The sequence below is a fragment of the Amycolatopsis sp. NPDC043887 genome (genome assembly GCF_056435665.1).
This window is the reverse complement of record NZ_JBWKEB010000015.1, coordinates 164436-185054: the sequence shown is the minus strand read 5'-3', so window position 1 is coordinate 185054 and position 20619 is coordinate 164436. Positions and strand designations below refer to the sequence as shown.

General features: G+C 68.2%; 19 protein-coding genes. 10 read left to right on the top strand and 9 right to left on the bottom strand.

Annotated features, from left to right (window positions below):
- Positions 1 to 2 precede the first annotated feature (2 nt).
- Positions 3 to 548: a TetR/AcrR family transcriptional regulator gene (locus AC069H_RS33575; protein ID WP_478235014.1), complete on the top strand. Its 546-nt coding sequence runs from the start codon at positions 3 to 5 to the stop codon at positions 546 to 548.
- Between the two features lie 376 nt (positions 549 to 924).
- On the opposite strand, the gene AC069H_RS33570 is transcribed toward AC069H_RS33575, so the two are convergent.
- Genes AC069H_RS33570 through AC069H_RS33560 form a run of 3 tightly spaced genes read right to left on the bottom strand, consistent with a single transcriptional unit; the run spans position 925 to position 3616 of the window.
- Positions 925 to 1671 carry an ABC transporter permease gene (locus tag AC069H_RS33570; protein WP_478235013.1) on the bottom strand — a complete coding sequence of 249 codons (747 nt, stop codon included), beginning with the start codon at positions 1669 to 1671 and terminating at the stop codon, positions 925 to 927.
- Positions 1668 to 2702, bottom strand: a complete 1035-nt coding sequence (locus AC069H_RS33565; RefSeq protein ID WP_478235012.1) for an alpha/beta hydrolase family protein — start codon at positions 2700 to 2702, stop codon at positions 1668 to 1670. Before AC069H_RS33565 ends, AC069H_RS33570 begins: the two co-directional genes overlap by 4 nt.
- Positions 2699 to 3616 (bottom strand): ABC transporter ATP-binding protein, encoded by a 918-nt coding sequence (locus tag AC069H_RS33560; protein ID WP_478226771.1) that lies wholly within the window; start codon positions 3614 to 3616, stop codon positions 2699 to 2701. The genes AC069H_RS33565 and AC069H_RS33560 overlap by 4 nt, the downstream gene beginning before the upstream one ends.
- Positions 3617 to 3751: 135 nt before the next feature.
- Between AC069H_RS33560 and AC069H_RS33555 the strand changes: the two genes are divergently transcribed.
- Entirely contained in the window at positions 3752 to 4540 is a 789-nt protein-coding gene (locus tag AC069H_RS33555) for an ion transporter (RefSeq protein ID WP_478235011.1), read from the top strand.
- On the opposite strand, the gene hrpB is transcribed toward AC069H_RS33555, so the two are convergent.
- Together hrpB and AC069H_RS33545 are read right to left on the bottom strand one after the other, a co-directional pair.
- Positions 4525 to 6918, bottom strand: a complete 2394-nt coding sequence (hrpB, locus tag AC069H_RS33550; protein ID WP_478235010.1) for an ATP-dependent helicase HrpB — start codon at positions 6916 to 6918, stop codon at positions 4525 to 4527. The two genes, AC069H_RS33555 and hrpB, sit on opposite strands and share 16 nt — an antisense overlap.
- Positions 6915 to 7742: a glutamate ABC transporter substrate-binding protein gene (locus tag AC069H_RS33545; protein WP_478226774.1), complete on the bottom strand. Its 828-nt coding sequence runs from the start codon at positions 7740 to 7742 to the stop codon at positions 6915 to 6917. Before AC069H_RS33545 ends, hrpB begins: the two co-directional genes overlap by 4 nt.
- 91 nt (positions 7743 to 7833) lie before the next feature.
- On the opposite strand from AC069H_RS33545, the gene AC069H_RS33540 reads away from it, so the two are divergent.
- Positions 7834 to 8322, top strand: coding sequence for a MauE/DoxX family redox-associated membrane protein (locus AC069H_RS33540; RefSeq protein WP_396559263.1), 489 nt, complete (start codon positions 7834 to 7836; stop codon positions 8320 to 8322).
- Between the two features lie 2 nt (positions 8323 to 8324).
- On the top strand, positions 8325 to 9119 hold the full coding sequence (locus AC069H_RS33535) for a DsbA family protein (RefSeq protein WP_478226775.1): 795 nt from the start codon (positions 8325 to 8327) through the stop codon (positions 9117 to 9119).
- A gap of 273 nt (positions 9120 to 9392) precedes the next feature.
- Here the strand turns inward: AC069H_RS33535 and AC069H_RS33530 are convergent, their stop codons facing one another.
- Complete coding sequence (locus AC069H_RS33530; protein WP_478226776.1) at positions 9393 to 10277, bottom strand: LysR family transcriptional regulator; 885 nt, start codon at positions 10275 to 10277, stop codon at positions 9393 to 9395.
- 125 nt (positions 10278 to 10402) lie between these two features.
- On the opposite strand from AC069H_RS33530, the gene AC069H_RS33525 reads away from it, so the two are divergent.
- Positions 10403 to 11218 carry a ThuA domain-containing protein gene (locus AC069H_RS33525; RefSeq protein WP_478235009.1) on the top strand — a complete coding sequence of 272 codons (816 nt, stop codon included), beginning with the start codon at positions 10403 to 10405 and terminating at the stop codon, positions 11216 to 11218.
- Between the two features lie 176 nt (positions 11219 to 11394).
- Here the strand turns inward: AC069H_RS33525 and AC069H_RS33520 are convergent, their stop codons facing one another.
- Positions 11395 to 12102 carry an RraA family protein gene (locus tag AC069H_RS33520; RefSeq protein ID WP_478226778.1) on the bottom strand — a complete coding sequence of 236 codons (708 nt, stop codon included), beginning with the start codon at positions 12100 to 12102 and terminating at the stop codon, positions 11395 to 11397.
- Positions 12103 to 12331: 229 nt separating this feature from the next.
- Positions 12332 to 12718 (bottom strand): hypothetical protein, encoded by a 387-nt coding sequence (locus AC069H_RS33515; RefSeq protein ID WP_478235008.1) that lies wholly within the window; start codon positions 12716 to 12718, stop codon positions 12332 to 12334.
- Between the two features lie 518 nt (positions 12719 to 13236).
- On the opposite strand from AC069H_RS33515, the gene AC069H_RS33510 reads away from it, so the two are divergent.
- From AC069H_RS33510 to AC069H_RS33490, 5 genes are read left to right on the top strand one after another with little or no spacing between them, the layout of a single operon-like run.
- On the top strand, positions 13237 to 14430 hold the full coding sequence (locus AC069H_RS33510) for a lipid-transfer protein (protein ID WP_478235007.1): 1194 nt from the start codon (positions 13237 to 13239) through the stop codon (positions 14428 to 14430).
- Positions 14431 to 14449: 19 nt separating this feature from the next.
- Positions 14450 to 14881, top strand: a complete 432-nt coding sequence (locus AC069H_RS33505; RefSeq protein ID WP_478235006.1) for a type II toxin-antitoxin system Rv0910 family toxin — start codon at positions 14450 to 14452, stop codon at positions 14879 to 14881.
- Positions 14878 to 15723 (top strand): MaoC/PaaZ C-terminal domain-containing protein, encoded by an 846-nt coding sequence (locus AC069H_RS33500; protein ID WP_478226782.1) that lies wholly within the window; start codon positions 14878 to 14880, stop codon positions 15721 to 15723. Before AC069H_RS33505 ends, AC069H_RS33500 begins: the two co-directional genes overlap by 4 nt.
- A gap of 11 nt (positions 15724 to 15734) precedes the next feature.
- Positions 15735 to 16604, top strand: coding sequence for an SDR family oxidoreductase (locus AC069H_RS33495; protein ID WP_478235005.1), 870 nt, complete (start codon positions 15735 to 15737; stop codon positions 16602 to 16604).
- Positions 16601 to 17815: an acyl-CoA dehydrogenase family protein gene (locus AC069H_RS33490; RefSeq protein ID WP_478226784.1), complete on the top strand. Its 1215-nt coding sequence runs from the start codon at positions 16601 to 16603 to the stop codon at positions 17813 to 17815. The genes AC069H_RS33495 and AC069H_RS33490 overlap by 4 nt, the downstream gene beginning before the upstream one ends.
- Positions 17816 to 18103: 288 nt before the next feature.
- On the opposite strand, the gene AC069H_RS33485 is transcribed toward AC069H_RS33490, so the two are convergent.
- Positions 18104 to 20590, bottom strand: a complete 2487-nt coding sequence (locus tag AC069H_RS33485; protein ID WP_478235004.1) for a DNA gyrase/topoisomerase IV subunit A — start codon at positions 20588 to 20590, stop codon at positions 18104 to 18106.
- Between the last annotated feature and the right edge of the window lie 29 nt (positions 20591 to 20619).

Below are 20619 nucleotides of genomic sequence, written 5' to 3'. Positions count from 1 at the left end.
GAGTGCGAAAGGCGACGATCGGGGACGCGGCCATCGAGGTCATCGCGGCCGAGGGGATGCGGGGGCTGACGCATCGCGCCGTCGACCGGTTCGCCGGGCTGCCGCCGGGTTCGACCTCGTACTACGCGCGGACGCGGGCGGCGCTGCTGGAGCTGGCGATCTCGCGGATGATCGAACTCGACGAGGTCACCCTCGACCCGCCACCCGGGCAGCTGGCCGAGTACGTGGCGGGGTTCGCCCACGCGGCGATCACGAACGGGCGGACGCGGATGCTCGCGCGGTACGAGTTCGCGCTGGAGGCGACGCGGCGACCGGAGCTGCGTGAGGCCTACGACCGGGGCGGGCTCGTCATCCGGCGGCGGTGCGCGGAGGTGCTCGCCGCGTGCGGATCGGCGGAGCCGGAGCGGCACGCGCGGGTGCTCGTGGCGTGGCTGGAAGGGACGGTCTTCGACGCGCTGGCCGGGACCGGCTCGTTGCGGCCGCCCGGGCTGGAGGAGTTGACGCGAGGGGCGCGGGAGGTGTTGACGGGGCTCGGGGTGGCGGGGTAGCAGGGGACCTTTGCTACCACTTGAGGCTCTGACCTGCGGAAAGAGAGCAGGGGACCTTTGCTGCCGCCCGGGGTGTGTGGAAATAGGGACGTTGAATGTCTCTATTTCCACACACCCTGTACTCGGCGTAGCGATGCTGACTGTGTGGGTTTTGGGACATCTGACGTCCCAAAACCCACACGGTCACCTCGGGCGTTCCGCTGTGCAGGGAAGCAAGGGACCTTTGCTCCCGCTTCTCTCAATGTCGAGACAAGCGCGTCGACCCGCGGGCTCCGGAACGGGATGTCCCGAAAGCCACAGGGGGACATCAGATGTCCTGTGGCTTTCGCGACGTGACCGGGCGCCCAAGCGGTAGCAAAGGTCCCTTGCTCCCCCGTCAGGCGTCCCGCCGCCTGAGCACCGTGGAACCGGTGACCAGACCAGCAGCGGCCCAAGCCGCACAGAGCGCGACGCCGACCCAGGGCGCGTAGGGCGCGACGCCGCCGAAGATCGGGTTCGGCTGCCCGGGAGTGACCATCGCGTTGACGCCCGCGAAGCCGGGGAAGTAGTTCACGAGGTCTTCCCAGCCGAGCGAACCGGCGAACATCGGGATCATCACCAGCAGCACGAACACCGTCACGATCGTCCCCGCCGTCGAGCGCAGCGCCGTCCCGAGACCGAGGCAGAGCAGGCCCAGCAGCGCGAAGTAGCCGCCCATGCCCGCCGCGGTCGCGAGGACCTCGCCCACCGAGGAGTCGGGCGCGGGGATCATCGGCGCCGAAATCGCCACACCGGCGAGGGTGTTCAGCACGCCGTAGCCGAACAGCACCGGCAGCAGGACGGCCGATTTCGCCGCGAGGACCCGGTTCCGCACCGGGACCCACTGCAGGGTCGAGCGGATGCTGCCACTGGCGTACTCGCTCGTGATGACCAGCGTCGCCAGCGCGACCACGGCGAACTGCGTGAGGAAATACGCCGCTCCGGCCACCACGGCGTGCGGGGCCATCGAGCGTTCGACGCCGGCGTTCGCGGCCAGGCCCAGCGCGCCGGAATAGGCCAGCATCAGGCAGAGCCCGCTGATCAGGCACCACCAGGTCGACCGGACCGACCAGAACTTGGTCCATTCGGAAGAGATCGTGTTCATCGTGCGCTCCACTGCTTGAAGAAACCGGTCAGCTCGTTACGGAAGAACTCCAGCGCCTTCCGTGAGTCGATCGAGCCGTACTGGTTTTCGATCTCGGTCGGCGGGAGCTGCGGTCGCAACCCCAGCTGGTCGATCAGGATCGCGGCGTCGGTCACCGACGAATGGCCGCTGTTCTCGACCAGGTCCTGCTTCTTCGGCCCGGTGAGCCGCGGCCAGGTCTCGTCCCAGGACGCCCGGTAGTACTTCTCGCCGGTCGGGCTGGTCAGCAGCAGGAACGGCCGGTCGAGGGAGACGGTGCCGAAGAACGGGCCGTCGACGTTCACACCCGCCTTGATCCGCCGGTCGGCGACCATCGCGGCGGCGGTCGCCGAACCCCCGGCGGAATGACCGGCCATCCCGATCTTCGTCGCGTCGATCGACCATCGACGGTCCTTCAGCAGGGTGTCGACGACGAAGGTCGTGTCCACAGCGCGGTTCGCGATCGCGGCGGGCCAGGGGTCGTCCGGTCGTCCACAAGCGACACACTGGCGCAGCCCGTCGGGGAACTCCGTCGCCCAGGCTTCGTAGGCGTGGTCGATCCCGGCGACCACGAAGCCTTGCGCGGCAAGGTGTTCGGCCACCGAGGTCAGGGTGATCCGGTTGTTGCCCGCGCCCGGCGAAAGCACCACCAGCGGACGCCGTCCTGGCAGGGAAGACGCGTTCTCCCGCGAGTGGACCCGCACCTTGCTCAGAGCGTCCGGCGGCAGGTCGAGTTTCCGCCCGGCGACCGTCGCCGCGGACTCGGCCTCGGTCATGTACAGCGGCGCGCGTCCGATCGGGACGGCCGGGTACCAGACGTTGACCATCAGTTCGCGCCGCTTCTCCGGCACCCAAGGGTCGGCGCGCCGCTGATCGGTGAGGTGCAGTGTGCGCAGCCCGATCGGGAGCGGGCCGCCCGGCGCGGGCAGCGACAGTTCCGGTGCCGCCGACGCGGCCGCCGGCACCCCCAGCAGGCCGGCGATCACCGCCACCAGGACCATGAGTGACTTCATGCCGCGACTCCCGTTCCGTATTCGACCGACGACGCGGTCAGTTCCATGTACGCCTGTTCCAGTGACGCGGTCCGTTCGGCCAGCCCGTGCACGCGGATCCCGAGTTCGTGCACCGCGTCGCCGACGAGGTGGACGGGCAGGTCGTGCACGAGCAGTTCGTCCTGATCGGATTCTGTGGTCGCGCCGAGTGCGCGAAGGCGCTGTTCGAGGACACGCAGGTCGGCGGGAGCGGGCACCCGCACCGCGACCGACGTCCGCGAATTGCCCGCGATGAACTCGTCGACCGGCGCGTCGGCGAGCAACTTCCCCTTGCCGATGACGACCAGCCGGTCCGCGGTCAGCTGCATCTCGCTCATCAGATGGCTAGACACGAAAACCGTGCGGCCCTCCTCCGCGAGCGACCGCATCAGCTGCCGCACCCAGCGGACGCCGTCGGGGTCGAGGCCGTTCACCGGCTCGTCGAACATCAGCACGCCAGGGTCGCCCAGCAGGGCACCGGCGATCCCGAGACGCTGCCCCATACCGAGCGAGAACGTCCCGGCGCGTTTGCCCGCGACGTCGGTGAGGCCCACCGTGGCGAGCACTTCGTCCACCCGGCTCGCCGGGATGCCGTTGCTGCGCGCCATCGCCAGGAGGTGCTTGCCCGCGCTCCGGCCGGGATGCAGCGCCTTGGCCTCCAGTAGTGCGCCGACCACACGCAGCGGGAATCGCAGGTCCTCGTACCTCTTGCCGCCGATGTGGACCTCACCCGCACTGGGCGCGTCGAGGCCGAGCGTCATCCGCATGGTCGTCGACTTGCCCGCGCCGTTGGGACCGAGGAAACCGGTCACCTTGCCCGGTTCGACGGCGAACGTCAGCCCGTCGACCACCGTCTTCTCGCCATAGCGCTTCGTGAGTCCTCGAAGCGTGATCATCCGCGTCCTCCTTCGTGTCCCTGAATCCTCCGATGCGGGGACACCTGCGGACATCGCCCCGAAGTCATCGGCCATCCCTTACTTTCGTCAGGTGCCGCTCGGCACGAGTCACCGCGGAAAGGCAGAATCGGCGCCATGACCACCCGCGAACAACGGCGCGTGAATCCGCTCGACCTGGTGATGCTCGTACTCGCCGTGTTCTCCGTCGGGCTGCTCGCCTACGTGATGTTCTTCCCGCATTCGGAGGAGACGGCGCACCGCGTCTTCGTCATCGACACGACGGTGTGCGGGATCTTCGCGCTGGAATTTCTCTGGCGGTGGCGGCGCACCGGCTGGGAGAAGCGGTTCCCGCTGCGCAACTGGTACGAGATCCTCGGCATGATCCCCATCGCGCATCCGGCGCTGCGCGGGTTCCGGCTGCTGCGGATCGTCGTGGTGCTGGTCCGGCTCGCCCGCACCGCCGACCGCGCGTTCGGGGAGCGGTTCACGCAGCGACTGGTCGAACGGCTTTCCCGGCCGATCGTGCTCGCGATCAAGAAACCGATCACGATCGCGGTGCTCGACGAGGTCGTCAAAGTGCTGGAAACCGGCAACTATCCGCAGAACCTCGCGCGCTCACTCGGCGAGAACCAGTCGTTGCTGCGGGGGATCATCGCGGAGAAGCTCAAGAACGATCCGCAGGCCGGACGGCTTTCGAAGCTGCCGTTTCACGACGAGGTGGTGCGTTCGGTGATCGACACCGCGATGCGCGTGATCCTCGAAGTGCTGACCGATCCGCGGATCGACGAGTTCTTCGCGCATGTGGTGCGGGAGAACCGGGAGCAGATCCGCAGCGCCGTACAGCTGGGGCTGAACGAGCGTGAGGATGACGAGGAGCTGGCGGCGCAGTTGCCGACCAGACCTCAACATCAACTGATGGACTGACCTCGTGAGGTGCGCCGGGTGGGGGCGGCGTTCAGGGGGTCCTCCGGCCAGGGATGCTTCGGGTAGCGCCCGCGGAGATCGGCGCGCACGGCCGCGTAACCGTTGCGCCAGAACGATTCCAGATCCGCGGTGACCGCCGCGGGCCGCCCGGCGGGGGAGAGCAGGTGCAGCACGACGGGGACGCCAGCCAGTTCCGGCGTCGCGAGCCAGCCGAAGGTCTCCTGCAGTTTGACGGCGAGCACGGGCTGTTCGCCCGAGTAATCGACCCTGATCCGCGAACCCGACGGTACCTCCAGCCGGTCCGGCGCCAGTTCGTCCAAACGCGACGCCTCCGGCCAGGGCAACAGTCCGCGTAGGGCCGCGCCGGCGTCCAGCGCGGCCAGATCGGACCGGCGACGGGCCGAGCCGAGATCGAGCCAGCTATCCAAAGTGGACAGAAGCTCCGTGTCGGAGACCGCGGGCCAAGGCGCTCCCCGCACGCGATGCAGAAAGGCCAGCCGCTCGCGCAGTCTCTTCCCGTCTTCCGGCCATCGCAGCAGGCCGAGCCCTTCGGTGCGCAGCCCGTCCAGCAGTGCGGTGCGGATCGCGTCCGGCGAGGGCGAGCGCAACGGTTTCTCCGACAGCGTGATCACGCCGAGTCGCCACACCGACCGCGCCACGACGTCACCCGAAGACCACCGCACTTCGTCCACTGTGGACACCAGGTTCGGCGCGGCGCGCACGGCGAGATCTTCGTCCGCGGGCGCGGCCAGCCGGATGATCCCTTGCGCGCGGCCGGGATCGCGGGTCGCTTCGGCCACCGCCAGCCACTCGACGTCGGCCAGTCCGCTACCCCGCGGCAGTTCGGCCGCCGTTCCACCGGCCATCAGATACACCGGCGCCCCCGCGGAACGCCGTCGCGCGAGCCGCTCGGGGTGCGCCAGCGCCACGACCAGCGCCGGATCGGAGGCGTTGCCGCCGTCGGGAACCAGCTGGGAAAGCCGTCGTACGTCACGCTTCCAGCGCTCGTCGCTGCGTACTCGCCGCAGTTCGGCTTCGAGGTCGGTCAGTGTGCCGCCGCTGTCCAGCAGCGCGACGACCTCGGCCGCCGAACGCGCGTTGGTCCGCGCCGCGCCGTCCAGCAACGCCCTCGCCAGCCGTGGATGCAGCCCCAGACCGGCCATTTTCCGGCCGCGTTCGGTCACCGTGCCGTCTTCCGCTGTTGCCCCGAGCGTGGTCAGCAACGCGCGCCCGGCGGCCAGCGCACCCTCACCGGGCGGATCCCACCAGGCGAGGCCGGAACCGTCCGGAGTGGACCAGCACGCGAGCTCCAGTGCGAACCGCGCCAGCTCGGCGGTCCTGATCTCCGGTTCGGGATACGCGGGCAGGGAGCCCTGTTCATGTGCCGCCCAGCACCGGTACGCGCGACCCGGCGCCTCGCGTCCGGCACGGCCGGCGCGTTGCTCGGCGACCGCGGCCGACACACGGACCGTCGCCAGCCCTGGCAGGCCGCGCCGGTGATCGACGCGGGGCACGCGCGAAAGTCCGCAGTCCACCACCGCGCGCACCCCCGGCACGGTCAAACTGGACTCGGCGACCGACGTCGAGAGCACCACCCGGCGGCGGGCGCGGGGGCGCAGCGCGTCATCCTGGTGCGCCGCCGACAGCCGCCCGTGCAGGGGCAGCACGTCGGCGTCCAAGCCGCTGAGCAAGCCGCTCACCCTGGCGATCTCTCCCGCGCCGGGGAGGAAGGCGAGCACATCACCGTCCCCTTCGGACAGTGCTTTGTGGATCACACGGGCGACGGTCGCCTCGATCCGTTCGCCGCGCGTGGGCGGGGAGTACGAGACGTCGACCGGATAGGTCCTCGCGTGCGCGGTGATCACCGGCGCGTCACCGAGCAGCGCGGCCAGCCGTCCGGAGGCCACGGTGGCGGACGTCGCGAGCAGGCGCAGGTCGTCCCGCAGTCCTGCGCGCACGTCCAGGAGTAGCGCGAGCAACAGGTCCGCGTCGAGATGGCGTTCGTGGCATTCGTCGAGCAGGACGGTCGACACCCCGCTCAGTTCGGGATCGCCCTGCACCCGCCGGACCAGCAAACCCGACGTCACCACTTCGATCCGTGTCGAAGAAGACACCTTCCGGTCACCGCGAACCGAATAGCCGACCGTCTCGCCGACCCGTTCGCCCAGCAGAGAAGCCATGCGCGCCGCCGCGGCCCGCGCCGCCAGCCGTCTCGGTTCGGCGACGATCACCCGGCCTTCGCCATTGTCCAGCGCGAGCGGCACCAACGTGGTCTTGCCGGTTCCCGGGGGCGCGACGAGTACGGCGGTGCCATGGGCGTCGAGTGCGGCTTCGAGTTCGGGCAGGACAGCGCGAACCGGCAGATCGGGAAGGGTCACTTCTCGGTGACCTGTGGCGGAGGCGGGATCCGGTAGCCGGACGGGCCGATGTTGCGGTTCAGCGATTCGAGCCATTCGCCGGACGAGATCATCTTCTGGATCGCCTTGGCCACCGCAGCCCGCCCCTCGGTGTCTTCCTTGCGCAGGCCGACACCGTACTTCTCCTTCGAGAACGGCTTGCCGACGACTCGCAGCAGCTCCGGGTTCTGCGCCACGTAACCGGCGAGGATGACGTCGTCGGTGGTCACCGCGTCCACCTGTCCGGCGAGGAGTGCCGTGACGCAGTCCTGGTAGCGCGGGTATTCGACGAGCTGGACGGCCTGCGCGAACTTGTCGCGCACCTGTTCGGCGGAGGTGGTGCCGCCCACGGCGCACAGCTTGCGGCCGTTGAGGTTCTCGGGGCCGGTGATGTCGGTCGACCGGAGGCGGACGAGCAGATCCTGGCCGGCGTCGAAATAGGGCCCGGCGAAGCCGACCACCTGTTTCCGTTTTTCGGTGATGGAGTAGGTCGCCACCATCAGATCCGTGATCCCCGAGGTGATGTCCGTCTCGCGGGACGACGGCCTGCTGTCGTGCCAGGTGATGTGATCCTCGTCGACACCCAGTTCGCTCGCGACGTACTTCGCCACGTCGACGTCGAAACCGACGTACCGGCCGTCCATCGTCCGTCGGGAGAGTCCCGGCTGGTCGAAGCGGATGCCGATGGTGAGCTTGTTGGACGCGACGGCGCGCGCGACGAGAGAATCCGACGGACCGGCCTCTTCGCCGCAAGCCGCCGCTGTGACCAGCATCAAGCAGGCCACCAGCAGGGCAGGTCCCCTCATCGGGTGCCTCCGTCCGCCGCCTCACGTTGTTCTCAGGGTCGGCGGTTAGCCTATGCCCGTGCGTAGACCGCCCCAAGTCGTACTCGACGCCGTGGGCACACTCGCCCGGCTCGGACTGGCCGCCGTCTGGTTGGTCTCCGGAGCGCTGAAGATCAGCGATCCGGGGCAGACCTACATCGCGGTCCAGGCCTTCGACGTCCTGCCGGACGGGCTCGTCCGCCCGGTCGCGATCGGGATGCCGCTCGTCGAACTGGCGCTCGGCCTGTTCCTGCTCGCCGGGTTCGTGACCCGGTGGGTGTCGGTGCTGTCTGTGCTGATGCTGGCGGTGCTCATCGCCGCGATCGCCCAATCCTGGGCGCGCGGACTGAGCATCGACTGTGGCTGCTTCGGTGGTGGCGGTCAGATCGCCGCGGATCAGACGAGGTATCCGCAGGAGATCGCCAGGGACCTCGGGTTCGCGCTACTGGGTGTCTGGCTGATCGTGCGGCCGCGGACGTGGCTGTCCGTGGACGGCTGGCTCGGGAACTCTCAAGCCCCCGCGGACGACGACTATGTGGGTATCGCTGAAGGGAACGAATAATCGTGGGTGGAGCTGAGCGCAACGCTCGGAAACGCAAGCAGCAGCAGACGGCGTCGCGCTCGGTGGCACAGGCCAGGGGCGTCGCGGGCGGCGACAAGAAGAAGGTCGTCGCGATCACCGTCGCGGTGGTCGTGCTCGCCGCGCTGGTGATCGGTGGCGTGATCTGGACGACGTCCAGCAAGGACAGCACCGCGGGCAAGGTGATCGGGGCGCAGCCGACCACGTCGGCGCCCGGTGTCGTCGAGAAGCGCGAGGGGGCGGCCGTGGTCGTCGGCAAGCCCGAGGCGAAGAAGACCATCGACATCTACGCCGACTTCCTCTGCCCGGTCTGCAAGCAGTTCGAAGAGTCGTTCAAGGGGCAGATCGAGGAGCAGGTGAACAACGGGACCCTGCAGGTCCGGTACCACATGCTGCCGATGCTCAACCAGCGCTCCGACCCGCCGGGCTACTCGCTGGACTCCGCCAACGCCTCGCTCGCCGCGGCAGACGCCGGCAAGTTCGTCGCCTTCCACGACGCGCTGTTCAAGGACCAGCCGGAGGAAGGCGGGCGCGGGTTCGACAAGGCGCAGCTGATCAAGCTCGGCCAGGACGTCGGCATCACCGACCCGAGCTTCATGCTCAAGGTCAACAGCGGCGCTTACGACCAGGAGATCCAGGACGCGTACAAGAAGATCTCCACGGATCCGTCGCTGCAGCAGGACTTCGGCAACGGCCCCGGTTTCGGCACGCCGACCGTCACGGCGAACGGGCAGGTCGTGAAGCTGGAGCAGGACTGGGTGCAGAAGGTCGTCAGCTAGCTTTCCTCGTGAAGGCCCCTTCCCTCGGCTGAGCCGAGGGAAGGGGCCTTCACGCTGTTCGGGGCCGGTGGGGGCGGCCGGGTGGTAGCAAAGGTCCCTTGCTCTTTCCGCAGGTGACCGTGTGGATTTCGGGACATCTGACGTCCCGAAATCCACACGGTCGGTCAGCATCGCTACGCCGAGTGCTGGTGTGTGGAAATAGGGACACTCAACGTCTCTATTTCCACGCACCCCCCTGGCGGTAGCAAAGGTCCCTTGCTCCCTTTTCCCTGGTCAGGGGCGCGAAGCGGACGCGACAGTCGCGAAGGCGTGTACGCGGGCCGTCTCCGCTGAGCACGGCCAGACGAGGCCCCACTCGACGTCGGGAGAGCCTGCGAAGGGAACGAAGCGGATTCGCGGGTGGCTGAAGTACTCCCGAGCGTGTGCGGCGAGCGGGCAGATGCCGGCGCCGGTGGCGATCGCGGCGAGTAGTTCCTGAAAGGTCGCGAGGGGCTTGCCCCGCGTCACAGGGTGTCCGGCCGGCGTCAGCCACTGGCGTGGTTCCTCGACCCAGTACGGCTCTGGCGGATGCGCCGCGCGAAGGACGGTGTCGCGGGCGAGGTCGTCCAGCGTCACGGACTTCCGTCGCGCGAAAGGGTGTTTCGACGACACCGCGAGCACCATCGGTTCGGTGTACACGACCGGTCCGGTCGTGAGATCGGGTTCGTCGGCCGGAAGCAGGGTCACCAGCACGTCGATCTCACCCGAGCGCAGCATCGCCATCGGATCGGCGAAATCGGCTTCGCGGATGAGGAGTTCCGTGTCCGGGTAGCGCTGCCGGAAACGGTCCAGGTGATCTTCGATCAGGTCGGCGACGCCGGGCGCTTCGAAACCCAGCCGTAGCACGCCGCCGATCCCGCGTCCGGCCGCGATCGCGCGGTCGATGCCTTCGTGCAGCGCGCGGTAGGCGGGGCCGAGGTCGTCCCGCAGCCGTTCGCCGATCGGCGTGAGCCGGACCCGCCTGCTGGTGCGGGCGAAGAGCGACGCGCCGATCCGGCGCTCCACCTGCTTGATCGTCTGGCTCACCCGTGCCTGCGAGACGTGCAGGCGTTCCGCGGTGCGGCCGAAATGCAGTTCGTCGGCCAGCGCCAGGAAGATCTCGATGTCCCGCAGTTCCATAATCCCCAGGTTATCGGTCCGGGCCGGTGTCGGTCAGCGGGAACCGGCTTTTCCGCAGGTCTAGCGCTTTGTCATGTATTAATTCAAGATGTGAACTTACGCACTCTCGGCATGGGTGGTGAGGTATGAGGAAATTCGCGGTCCAACTAGCTCTGCTGTTCGTTTCGTGTCTCGCACTGGCGTTGGCGCCGGTGAAGGCACAGGCGGCACCCGCGTTCAACGTGCTGGCCTTCTACAACGGCACCTACGACGCGGCGCATATCAGCTTCGTCAAGGAAGCCAACCAGTGGTTCCCGAAAACCGCTTCACAGCACAACTTCGGCTACACCGCGACCAACGACTGGAACCGGCTGAACTCGCTACAACCTTCGCAGTACCAGGTCGTGCTGTTCCTCGACGATCTGCCGCAGACCTCGGCGCAGCGTGCGGGCTTCGAGCGTTACATGAACGCGGGTGGGGCGTTCTTCGGCTTCCACGTGGCGGCGTTCACCACGAATCCGTCCACTTGGGACTGGTACCACAACGGGTTCCTCGGCACGGGCGCGTTCAAGTCCAACACCTGGGGGCCGACGACGGCGACGCTGAAGGTGGAGAACCGGCCGCATCCGTCGACCGCACGGCTGCCCGCGACCTTCACCTCGTCGGTGAGCGAGTGGTACGCCTGGAACAGGGACTTGCGCAAGAATCCGGACATCCGGATCCTCGCGTCGGTGGATCCGGTGAGCTTTCCGCTCGGGACCGATCCGAACCAGTCCTGGTACAGCGGGTATTACCCGATCCTCTGGACCAACGCCAAGTACAAGATGCTGTACGCCAACTTCGGCCACGACAAGATGAACTACGAGACGAACCAGCCGCTTTCGTCGACCTTCGCCAGTGAGGTGCAGAACCGTTTCGTCATCGACGGTCTGCTGTGGCTGGGCGGCTCGAAGACGTCGTAAGCCAGGGGCCTGGCTGGCGTGTTTTCCCTGGTCAGGCCCTCCGGTGGTAGCAAAGGTCCCTTGCTCTCCCGCGGGTGTCGTGAAGGCCTCCTTGCCTACCCTGAAGGTAGTGAAGGGGCCCTTCACGGACGGCCTTCGCGGCGCGCCCGGAGTCAGGCGGTAGCAAAGGTCCCTTGCTACTCCTCGATGGCGCCGCCGACCGCCCGCAGGTGCTGCCGGAACGTCAGCGAAGGCGACTTCGCGCGCTCCGCGAGGAAGTCGGCGAAGCGCACTTGCTCGCGAAGGGACTCTCCGGCGCGGATCCGGTCGGCCTGGAGCCGCTCGGTGTCGCGGATTCCCTCGGCGCGGTCCAGGACCTCGTCCGCCCGGTCTGCCGGGACGAACAGGACGCCGTCTTCGTCGCCGAACACGAGATCGTCCCGTGTCACCGTCCACTCGCCGACGACGGCCGATTCGAGCGCGCCGTCCGGGCGGGCGGCGACCGAGAGCGGACCGGTCGGGATCGAGCCGAGGCTGAACACCGGCAGTCCGATCTTCTTGATGTCGGCGGTGTCGCGATGCAGTCCCCAGATGACCACGCCGCTCAGCCCGGCCGCCTCGGCTTCGAGCACCGCGAGGTCCCCGACGCAGCTCTCGTCGAGCCTGCCGCCGTTGTCGACGACGAGGACGTCGCCGGGGTTCGCGGTTTCGTACGCCTCCAGGAAGACGTCGACACTGCCGACGTGCCGGGCGGGGGTGACCCGCCCGGCCACGCGGCCGCCGGGCACGACCGCGTGCGTACCGGCGGGCGCGCACCGGACCGGGACGCCGGCGCGGACGCAGCCGTCGGTCAGATGCGCGGTGGTCAGCAGGGAGAACCGCTGCCGAAGCTCCTCGAGATCCATATCCCGACTTTAGCCACGGCGCCACACCACGGGCTTGACCTGATTCCAGTCGTCCCGCACGCCTCCCATGACCTCACCGTTCTCGCCCATGATGGCGCCGCAACCGTCTCCGAAGGGCGTCGGAAGCGTCTCGACCGGGCCGCCCGCGACCACACCGCGGGAATCGTGGCGGTACCCATGGTCCGCAAACAGCCCGTGAGGACGCCCGACCCGTTGAGCGCGGTCACCGTCACGGTCTCCGGCACCGGGTTGGAGGTGTCGTAGGCCGGCCAAAGCCGTTGGCCCCCTTGGACGTCGGCCAGCACCTTGCCGTCCCGGATCGCGATGGCGCGTGCTTCGTCGACGCCTTCGGGAAGGACGAGTCGTCGCGCACGCCGTCCTTCCAGAGCCAGGTGCCGCCGTACTGCTTCTGCATCAGGATCGTGCCGTCGTGGTCGATGTCCACCGGACCGAGCAGTGGCGGGGAGTCCAGGAGCACCGGGTGCGCGCGGTCGCCGACCGGCCAGAACGCCGCCCACGTGCCGTATCGCGGATCGTTGTACACCTTGCCGACGATGTCACCGCGGTTGTTCATACCGGTGACGGCCGTCTGGGCGTATCCCGGAACCTTCTCCAAGAGCTGGAACCCGCCGTTCTCGAAGACGGAACGAGCGACCGGTCCTCGCCGAGATCGCGTAGCCGTTCGTGAGAACCGCCCCCGACATGTTCTCGTCCACTGCTTCGATCGTGTCGTAGCCCGCCGGGAGGCCGTGGTTCTGACGGTCCCGCCGGCCCAGGTGAGCAAGCCGCCTTCGAAGTGCCCCGCGTAGTTTCCGGCCCCGTCGGTGGCCACCACCTGAACGGTGCCGAACGGCTGTGGCAGGTAGGTCGTCGTCCACCCGTCCGGGTCCGCGGAAGCCAGCCTGCAGCAGACCGGCGGCGACAGTGGCCGCCAGGACCGTACTCGTTCGTTTCATCGTTACCCCCCTGTGTCGTGTTCTCCCTGGTTAGCGCGGGTGGCTCGTCCGTCTGCGTCACCTGACACGGAACGTGCCGTAAGTAACATCCGTGCAGACCTGTATGTAAGGGGTTGATAAATACAGTCCTGCCTGTATCTTCAGATCCAGCAGCGACCCGGCAACGACAAGGAGCGTCGTGGTGGCCAACAAGGTGTACGTCGTCGGCGTGGGCATGACGAAGTTCGAGAAGCCCGGACGTCGCGAAGACTGGGATTACCCGCAGATGGCCAAGGAGTCCGGGACCAAGGCGCTCGAAGACGCCGGGATCTCCTTCGACGAGGTGCGGCAGGCCTACGTCGGCTACGTCTACGGCGAGTCGACCTCGGGGCAGCGGGCGGTCTACGAACTGGGCATGACCGGGATCCCGGTCGTCAACGTCAACAACAACTGCTCGACCGGGTCGACCGCGCTGTACCTGGCCGCGGAGGCGATCCGGGGCGGCCGCGCGGACTGCGCGCTCGCACTGGGTTTCGAGAAGATGCAGCCTGGATCACTCGGCTCGACCTACGACGACCGCGAGCAGCCGATGGGCAGGCACATCCAGGCGCTCGCGGAGATCTCCGAGGTGCTCTTCCCGCCCGCACCGTGGATGTTCGGCGCGGCGGGCCGCGAGCATATGAAGACCTACGGCACCACCGCCGAGCACTTCGCCAAGATCGGCGAGAAGAACCACCGGCATTCGGTGAACAACCCGTACGCGCAGTTCCAGGAAAGCCATTCGCTGCAGGACATCCTGGACTCGCGGATGATCTATGACCCGCTCACCAAACTCCAGTGCTCGCCGACCTCGGATGGATCCGGCGCGGCGATCCTCGCCAGCGAGTCCTTTGTGGACTCGCACGGGCTGGCGGGGCAGGCCGTGGAGATCGTCGGGCAGGCGATGACCACCGACTTCGCCAGCACCTTCGACGGCACCGCGAAGAACATCATCGGCTACGACATGAACGTCCAGGCCGCACGCCAGGTGTACGACCAGGCCGGGCTCGGCGCGGAGGACTTCCAGGTCATCGAACTGCACGACTGCTTCTCCGCCAACGAACTCCTGCTCTACGAGGCGCTCGGACTCTGCGCCGAAGGGGAAGCCGGGACGCTCGTCGACTCCGGGGACACCACCTACGGCGGCAAGTGGGTCGTCAACCCGTCCGGCGGGCTGATCTCCAAGGGACACCCGCTCGGCGCCACCGGCCTCGCGCAATGCGCCGAACTCACCTGGCAGCTGCGCGGAACCGCGGACAAACGCCAGGTCGACGGCGTCCAGGCCGCGCTGCAGCACAACATCGGACTCGGCGGCGCCGCCGTCGTCACCGCCTACCAGCGCGCCGAGCGCTGATCCACCGAAAGGAACCATCATGGGCAAGATCAGTGCCTCCGTCGAACTCCCCGCCGCTCCCGAAAAGGTGTGGGCGGAGTTCTCCAACCCCAACAACTTCGAAAAGTGGCTGACCATCCACACCAAGTGGAAGGGCGAGGTCCCGGCCGAATTCTCCAAGGGGGCGCAGGCTTCCGAGGTCGTCACGATGCTCGGGATGCCGAACACGATCACCTGGACCGTCGACGAGTTCGAGGCGCCGTCGAAGCTGGCGATCTCCGGGACCGGGATGGCCGGGGTGAAGGTCAAGTTCGAGCTGTCTGTGGAGGCGTCCGGCGAAGGTTCGCTCGCCAGTATCGACGCGGAGTTCGCCGGCCAGATGATCGTCGGCGCGCTCGGCAAGGCCGTCGAGAAGGACGGTAAGAAGAACCTCGACGCTTCCCTCGAGAACTTCAAGGCGCTGGTCGCGTGACCGACGAGCGCTTCGACCCTGGCGGGCTCGGGAAGTGGACCGACGAGTCCCGGTTCGAGGTGACCCGCGAGCGGCTGATCGAGTACGCGAAGGCCACCAACGACCCGATCCCGGCGCATCTCGCCGGGGACGTCGCGAGCCCCGTGTTCGCGATCGTGCCGGTGTTCGAGTCGCTGATGGAGCCGGCGCTCGAGGTCGTCCCGGTCGGGTTGTTCGGTCGGATCGTGCACGGAGAACAGGAATTCCGGTTCCACCGGCCGATCCGCCCCGGCGACAAGCTCGTGTCACGAGCTCGGATGACCGGCTACGAAGGGCTGCCGAACGGCACGCGCGGCACCATTCATCTCGAATGCCGGACCGAGGGCGGCGACCTGGTCAACGAGCAGTACGTGACCTTGTTCGTGCGCGGATTCGACACCGGCGAGACACGGGGCGAACTCGGGCCGGAGCACAAGTTCGACGAAGGCCTGCGTTCGCGGGCGCCGGTGGCGAAGGTCAGCCAGCACGTCGACGACGACCAGACGTACCGATACGCGCCCGCCGCCGGCGATCCCATGCCCATCCACCTCGACGAGGAGGTCGCGAAGGATTCGGGACTGCCGGGGATCATCGCGCACGGCCTGTGCACCATGGCGTTCACCTCGTGGGCGCTGCTGACCGAGGTCGCCGGGTCCGATGTGGACAGACTGAAGCGGTTCGCCGTGCGGTTCGCCAAGCCGGTGCTGCCCGGGCAGGACCTGACGACGTCCATCTGGAGCGCGGGTGCCGGGACCTACGCGTTCGAAACCACCGTTGGCGAAACCGTCGTGATCAAGGACGGCCTCGCGGAATTCGCGGAGTAGGAGCAAAAGCCATGGGAGCACTCGACGGGCGGGTCGCCGTCATCACCGGTGCCGGACGCGGGATCGGCCGCGAGCACGCACTGCTGTTCGCGCGGGAGGGCGCGAGCGTCGTCGTCAACGACCTCGGCGGCGCGAACGACGGCAGCGGCAGCGACACCGGGCCCGCACAGGAAGTCGTCGACGAGATCCGCGCGGCGGGCGGGAAGGCCGTGGTGAACACGGCCAACGTCGCCGACTGGGCGGGCGCCGAGGAACTGGTCGCGCAGGCGGTGAGCGAGTTCGGCAGGCTGGACGTCGTCGTGAACAACGCGGGCATTCTGCGCGACGCGTTCATCGCGGGACTGGAAGAGTCCCAATGGGATTCCGTGATCGCGGTGCATCTGAAGGGACACGCAGCGGTGCTGAAGCACGCTGCCGCGTACTGGAAGAGCGCGAGCAAGGCCGGCGAACCGGTGGCGGGTTCGGTGATCAACACCGCCTCGGCGTCCGGGACCACGTTGCCGAACGCGGGGCAGGCGAACTACGGCGCGGCGAAGGCGGGGATCGCCGCGCTGACGCTGGTCGCCGCCGAGGAACTGGAACGCTACGGCGTGCGGGTCAACGCGATCGCGCCGATCGCGCGCACGCGGCTCACCCTGGCGACGCCGGGCATGGGCGCGATCTTCGCCCAGGAGGTCGAGGAAGGCGAGTTCGACGCGTTCTCCCCGGCCAACATCTCGCCGCTGGTGGCCTACCTCGCGACCGAGAAATGCCCGATCACCGGCAAGGTGTTCGCGGTGCAGGGCGGCGCGATCTCCGAACTCGCGGGCTGGCACGACGTCAAGGTGATCGAAACCGAGGCCGCCTGGGAGATCGACGACATCGCCGCGAGGCTGCCGTGATCGAGTGGTCCGAGACCGAACTGCTGATCAGGGACGCCATCCGGGAGTTCGTCGACAAGGAGATCCGGCCGCACCTCGACGCGCTGGAAAGCGGGGAGCTGCCGCCGTACGACATCATCCGGAAGATGTTCGCGTCCTTCGGCATCGACGCGCTCGCGCGGGAATCGGTGTCGAAACTGCTGTCGAAGTCGCCTGGGTCCGGCTCGGGTGGCGGCGGGCTCGCGTTCGGCGGGCAGGAGGCGATGGCGCTCATCGCGGTGAGCGAACTGGCCGGGGTCAGCCTCGGCATCGTCGCCTCGCTCGGCGTGAGCATCGGGCTGACCGCGCAGACGATCCTCACCAAGGGCACGCAAGCGCAGAAGGAGCGCTGGCTGCCCGGACTGGCGACGTTCGAGAAGGTCGGCGCGTGGGCGATCACCGAACCCGACTCCGGTTCGGACGCTTTCGGCGGGATGAAGACGTCGGTGCGGCGCGACGGCGACGAGTATGTCCTCAATGGACAGAAGACGTTCATCACCAACGGTCCGTACGCCGACACGATCATCGTGTACGCGAAGCTCGACGACGGCTCGGACGTCCGCGACCGCAAGGTGCTGACGTTCGTGCTGGACAAGGGCATGCCCGGGCTCACGCAGGGCAAACCGTTCAAGAAGATGGGCATGATGTCCTCGCCGACCGGTGAGCTGTTCTTCAGCGACGTCCGGCTCGGGCGGGACAGGCTGCTCGGCGAATCCGAGACCGGTCGCGACGGCGACAGCAAGGCCGAGGTGAAGTCCGGATTCGCCGTCGAGCGGATCGGCGTCGCGGCGCTGGCGCTCGGGATCATCAACGAATGCCACCGGCTCTGCGTGGACTACGCGAAGAACCGGAAGCTGTGGGGGCAGGAGATCGGGCGGTTCCAGTTGATCCAGCTCAAGCTGGCGAAGATGGAGGTCGCGCGGATCAACGTGCAGAACATGGTGTTCCAGCTGATCGAGACCCTGCGCGCGGGCAAGATGCCGACGCTGGCCGAGGCTTCGGCGATGAAGCTGTACTCGTCGGAGGCGGCCACCGAGGTGGCGATGGAGGCCGTGCAGTTGTTCGGCGGGAACGGGTACATGGCGGAGTACCGGGTGGAGCAGCTCGCGCGGGACGCGAAGTCGCTGATGATCTACGCGGGCAGCAACGAAATCCAGGTGACACACATCGCGAAGGGCCTGCTGGGCCGCTGAGAGACCGCCCGCGAGGGAGCAAGGGACCTTTGCTGCCACGCGGGAGGCGGTTGCCCCGCGGACGACACACGTGACCGACCGGACGGCACGCGTGCTTGGGCGGACGGCACGCGTGCTTGGAGCCGGATCACGTGTGCGTGGGGCCGGAACTCGCGTGACTGAAGGCGGAACTCGCGTGCGTGGGGCCGGAACTCTCGGCGGTTACGGCCGCGGGTGTGTTCCGGCTCCACGCACGCGAGTCTCGTGTTCCAGCACGCGTGATCCGGGTTGGAGCACGTATCGAGCGGGTCAGTCGCGTTCGATCAGGTGGCCGACGACCTCGGGGCCAGGGTGTGCGTGGCCGGAGCCATCGCGCCGGACGTCGACCTCCGGCAACTCCACCGGGTCACCGGTGCGCGAGGCGCCGGCGGGACGCGGGCCGATCCAGCCGACGACCAGCCGCGTCTCGCCCTTGAGGAACCGCTGCGCCCGGACACCGCCGGTCGCCCGGCCCTTGGCCGGGTACTCGCTGAACGGGGTCACCTTCACGCTCGCGCCGGTCGCGGTGACGACCATCGGCTCGCCGTGTTCGGCGTCGTCGGTGCGGATCGCGCCGAAGAAGACCACTTCCGCTTCACCGCGCACGGTGATCCCGGCCATGCCGCCGCCCTTGAGACCCTGCGGCCGCACCAGCGAAGCCGGGTAGCGGAGCAGTGACGCTTCGGACGACAGGAACGCCAGCGTCTCGTTGCCGTCGGTGAGCCAGCTGGCGCCGACGACCTCGTCGCCGTCCTTCAGGCTGATCACGTCGAACTCGTCAGAGCGGACCGGCCACTCCGGCGCGCACACCTTCACGACACCGTGCTTCGTGCCGAGCGCGAGCCCTGGGGAGCCGGCCGCCTGCTCGCCGAGCGGGGCCAGCCCGATGACGCGCTCGCCCTTCTCCAGCGGCACCAGTTCCTTCGCGGCCATCCCGCCGCGCAGGGAGACGGTGCCCGCCTGCTCGGGCAGCACCGGCAGCGGCAGCACGTCGGTCTTGAACGCGCGGCCGCGGTTGGTCACCAGCAGTACCTGACCGCGTGCGGTCGAATGGACCACCGCGGACACCGAGTCGTGTTTGACGCGGCCGTTGCGGCGCCGCACTTCCGACGCCTCCTCCGATTCCGCGGCCGTCCGCGCGACCAGTCCGGTGGCCGACAGGATCACCTGGCACGGATCGTCGGCGACCTCCAGCGGCCCCGACGGCTTCGACGCGGCGAGGACCTCCTTGAGGTCGCCGTCGATCAGCGCGGTGCGGCGTTCGGCGGGGTGGTCCTTGGCGATCTTGGCCAGCTCGGCCGAGACGACCTTCTTCAGCACCGACTCGTCGTCGAGGATCTTCGACAGCTCGGCGATCTCCTCGCGCAGTTTGTCCTGCTCGGCTTCGAGCTCGATCCGGTCGTACTTCGTGAGCCGCCGCAGCGGGGTGTCCAGGATGTAGGTCGCCTGGATCTCCGAGAGCTTGAACCGCTTCATCAGGCCGTCCTTCGCGGCCGCGGCGTTCTCGCTCTCGCGGATCAGCTTGATCACCTTGTCGATGTTGAGCAGGGCGATCAGCAGACCGTCGACCAGGTGCAGCCGCTCTTCGCGCTTGCGGCGCCGGTACCGCGTGCGGCGGGTGACGACCTCGTAGCGGTGGCTGAGGAAGACCTCCAGCAGCGCCTTGAGCCCCAGCGTCTGCGGCTGCCCGTCCACCAGCACGAGGTTGTTGATACCGAACGACTGCTCCAGCGGCGTGAGCCGGTACAGGTCCGCGAGCAACGCCTGCGGGTTCACGCCGACCTTGCATTCGATGACCAGCCGCGTGCCGTTCTCGCGGTCGGTGAGGTCCTTGACGTCGGCGATGCCGGTGAGCCGCTTGGACTTGTTGACCTCGTCGGTGATCTTCTCGATCACCTTCTCCGGGCCGACGCCGTACGGCAGCTCGGTGACGGTGATCGCCTGGCGGCCGCGGCTGCCCTCCAGCGGCCCGGTCTCGGCGCTGGCGCGCATCCGCACGACGCCTCGGCCGGTCTCGTACGCGCGGCGCACCTCGTCGAGGCCCAGCAGCGAACCGCCGGTCGGCAGGTCGGGGCCCGGGACGAACTCCATGAGCTTGTCGAGGGTGGCGTTCGGGTGGTTGATCAGCCATCGCGCCGCGCCGATGACCTCGGTCAGGTTGTGCGGGATCATGTTGGTCGCCATCCCGACCGCGATCCCGGACGTGCCGTTGACCAGCAGGTTCGGGAACGCCGCGGGCAGCACGGACGGCTCTTCGAGCGAGCCGTCGTAGTTCGGCCGGAAGTCGACGGTGTCCTCGCCGAGTTCGCCGACCAGCAGCATGGCCTCCGGGGAGAGCCGCGCTTCGGTGTACCGCGAGGCGGCCGGGCCGTCGTCGGGGGAGCCGAAGTTGCCGTGCCCGTCGACCAGCGGGACGTTGAGCGAGAAGTCCTGTGCGAGCCGGACCATGGCGTCGTAGATCGCGCTGTCGCCGTGCGGGTGGTACCGGCCCATCACGTCACCGATCACGCGAGCCGACTTCACGTACGCGTGTGTCGGCCGGTAACCGTTCTCGTTCATCGAGTACATGATCCGGCGGTGCACCGGCTTCAGCCCGTCCCGCGCGTCCGGGAGCGCTCGCGAGTGGATGACCGAGTAGGCGTACTCCAGGTACGAATCCTCGATCTCCGTCTTCAGCGAGTTGTCGAAGACGTTCGCGCCGGGGCGGTCGAACGCGGTGGGGTCGACCTTGGTGGTGGGGCCCTTACGGCGTGCCATTGCTCAAAGCTCCTTGAATAGCAGCGAAA

Bases quoted from the DNA above. Each gene is read 5' to 3' on its own strand.
- AC069H_RS33570 (WP_478235013.1), bottom strand. From the start codon at position 1,671: ATGAACACGATCTCTTCCGAATGGACCAAGTTCTGGTCGGTCCGGTCG.
- AC069H_RS33565 (WP_478235012.1), bottom strand. From the start codon at position 2,702: ATGAAGTCACTCATGGTCCTGGTGGCGGTGATCGCCGGCCTGCTGGGG.
- AC069H_RS33560 (WP_478226771.1), bottom strand. From the start codon at position 3,616: ATGATCACGCTTCGAGGACTCACGAAGCGCTATGGCGAGAAGACGGTG.
- AC069H_RS33555 (WP_478235011.1), top strand. From the start codon at position 3,752: ATGACCACCCGCGAACAACGGCGCGTGAATCCGCTCGACCTGGTGATG.
- AC069H_RS33545 (WP_478226774.1), bottom strand. From the start codon at position 7,742: ATGAGGGGACCTGCCCTGCTGGTGGCCTGCTTGATGCTGGTCACAGCG.
- AC069H_RS33530 (WP_478226776.1), bottom strand. From the start codon at position 10,277: ATGGAACTGCGGGACATCGAGATCTTCCTGGCGCTGGCCGACGAACTG.
- AC069H_RS33525 (WP_478235009.1), top strand. From the start codon at position 10,403: ATGAGGAAATTCGCGGTCCAACTAGCTCTGCTGTTCGTTTCGTGTCTC.
- AC069H_RS33520 (WP_478226778.1), bottom strand. From the start codon at position 12,102: ATGGATCTCGAGGAGCTTCGGCAGCGGTTCTCCCTGCTGACCACCGCG.
- AC069H_RS33505 (WP_478235006.1), top strand. From the start codon at position 14,450: ATGGGCAAGATCAGTGCCTCCGTCGAACTCCCCGCCGCTCCCGAAAAG.
- AC069H_RS33495 (WP_478235005.1), top strand. From the start codon at position 15,735: ATGGGAGCACTCGACGGGCGGGTCGCCGTCATCACCGGTGCCGGACGC.
- AC069H_RS33485 (WP_478235004.1), bottom strand. From the start codon at position 20,590: ATGGCACGCCGTAAGGGCCCCACCACCAAGGTCGACCCCACCGCGTTC.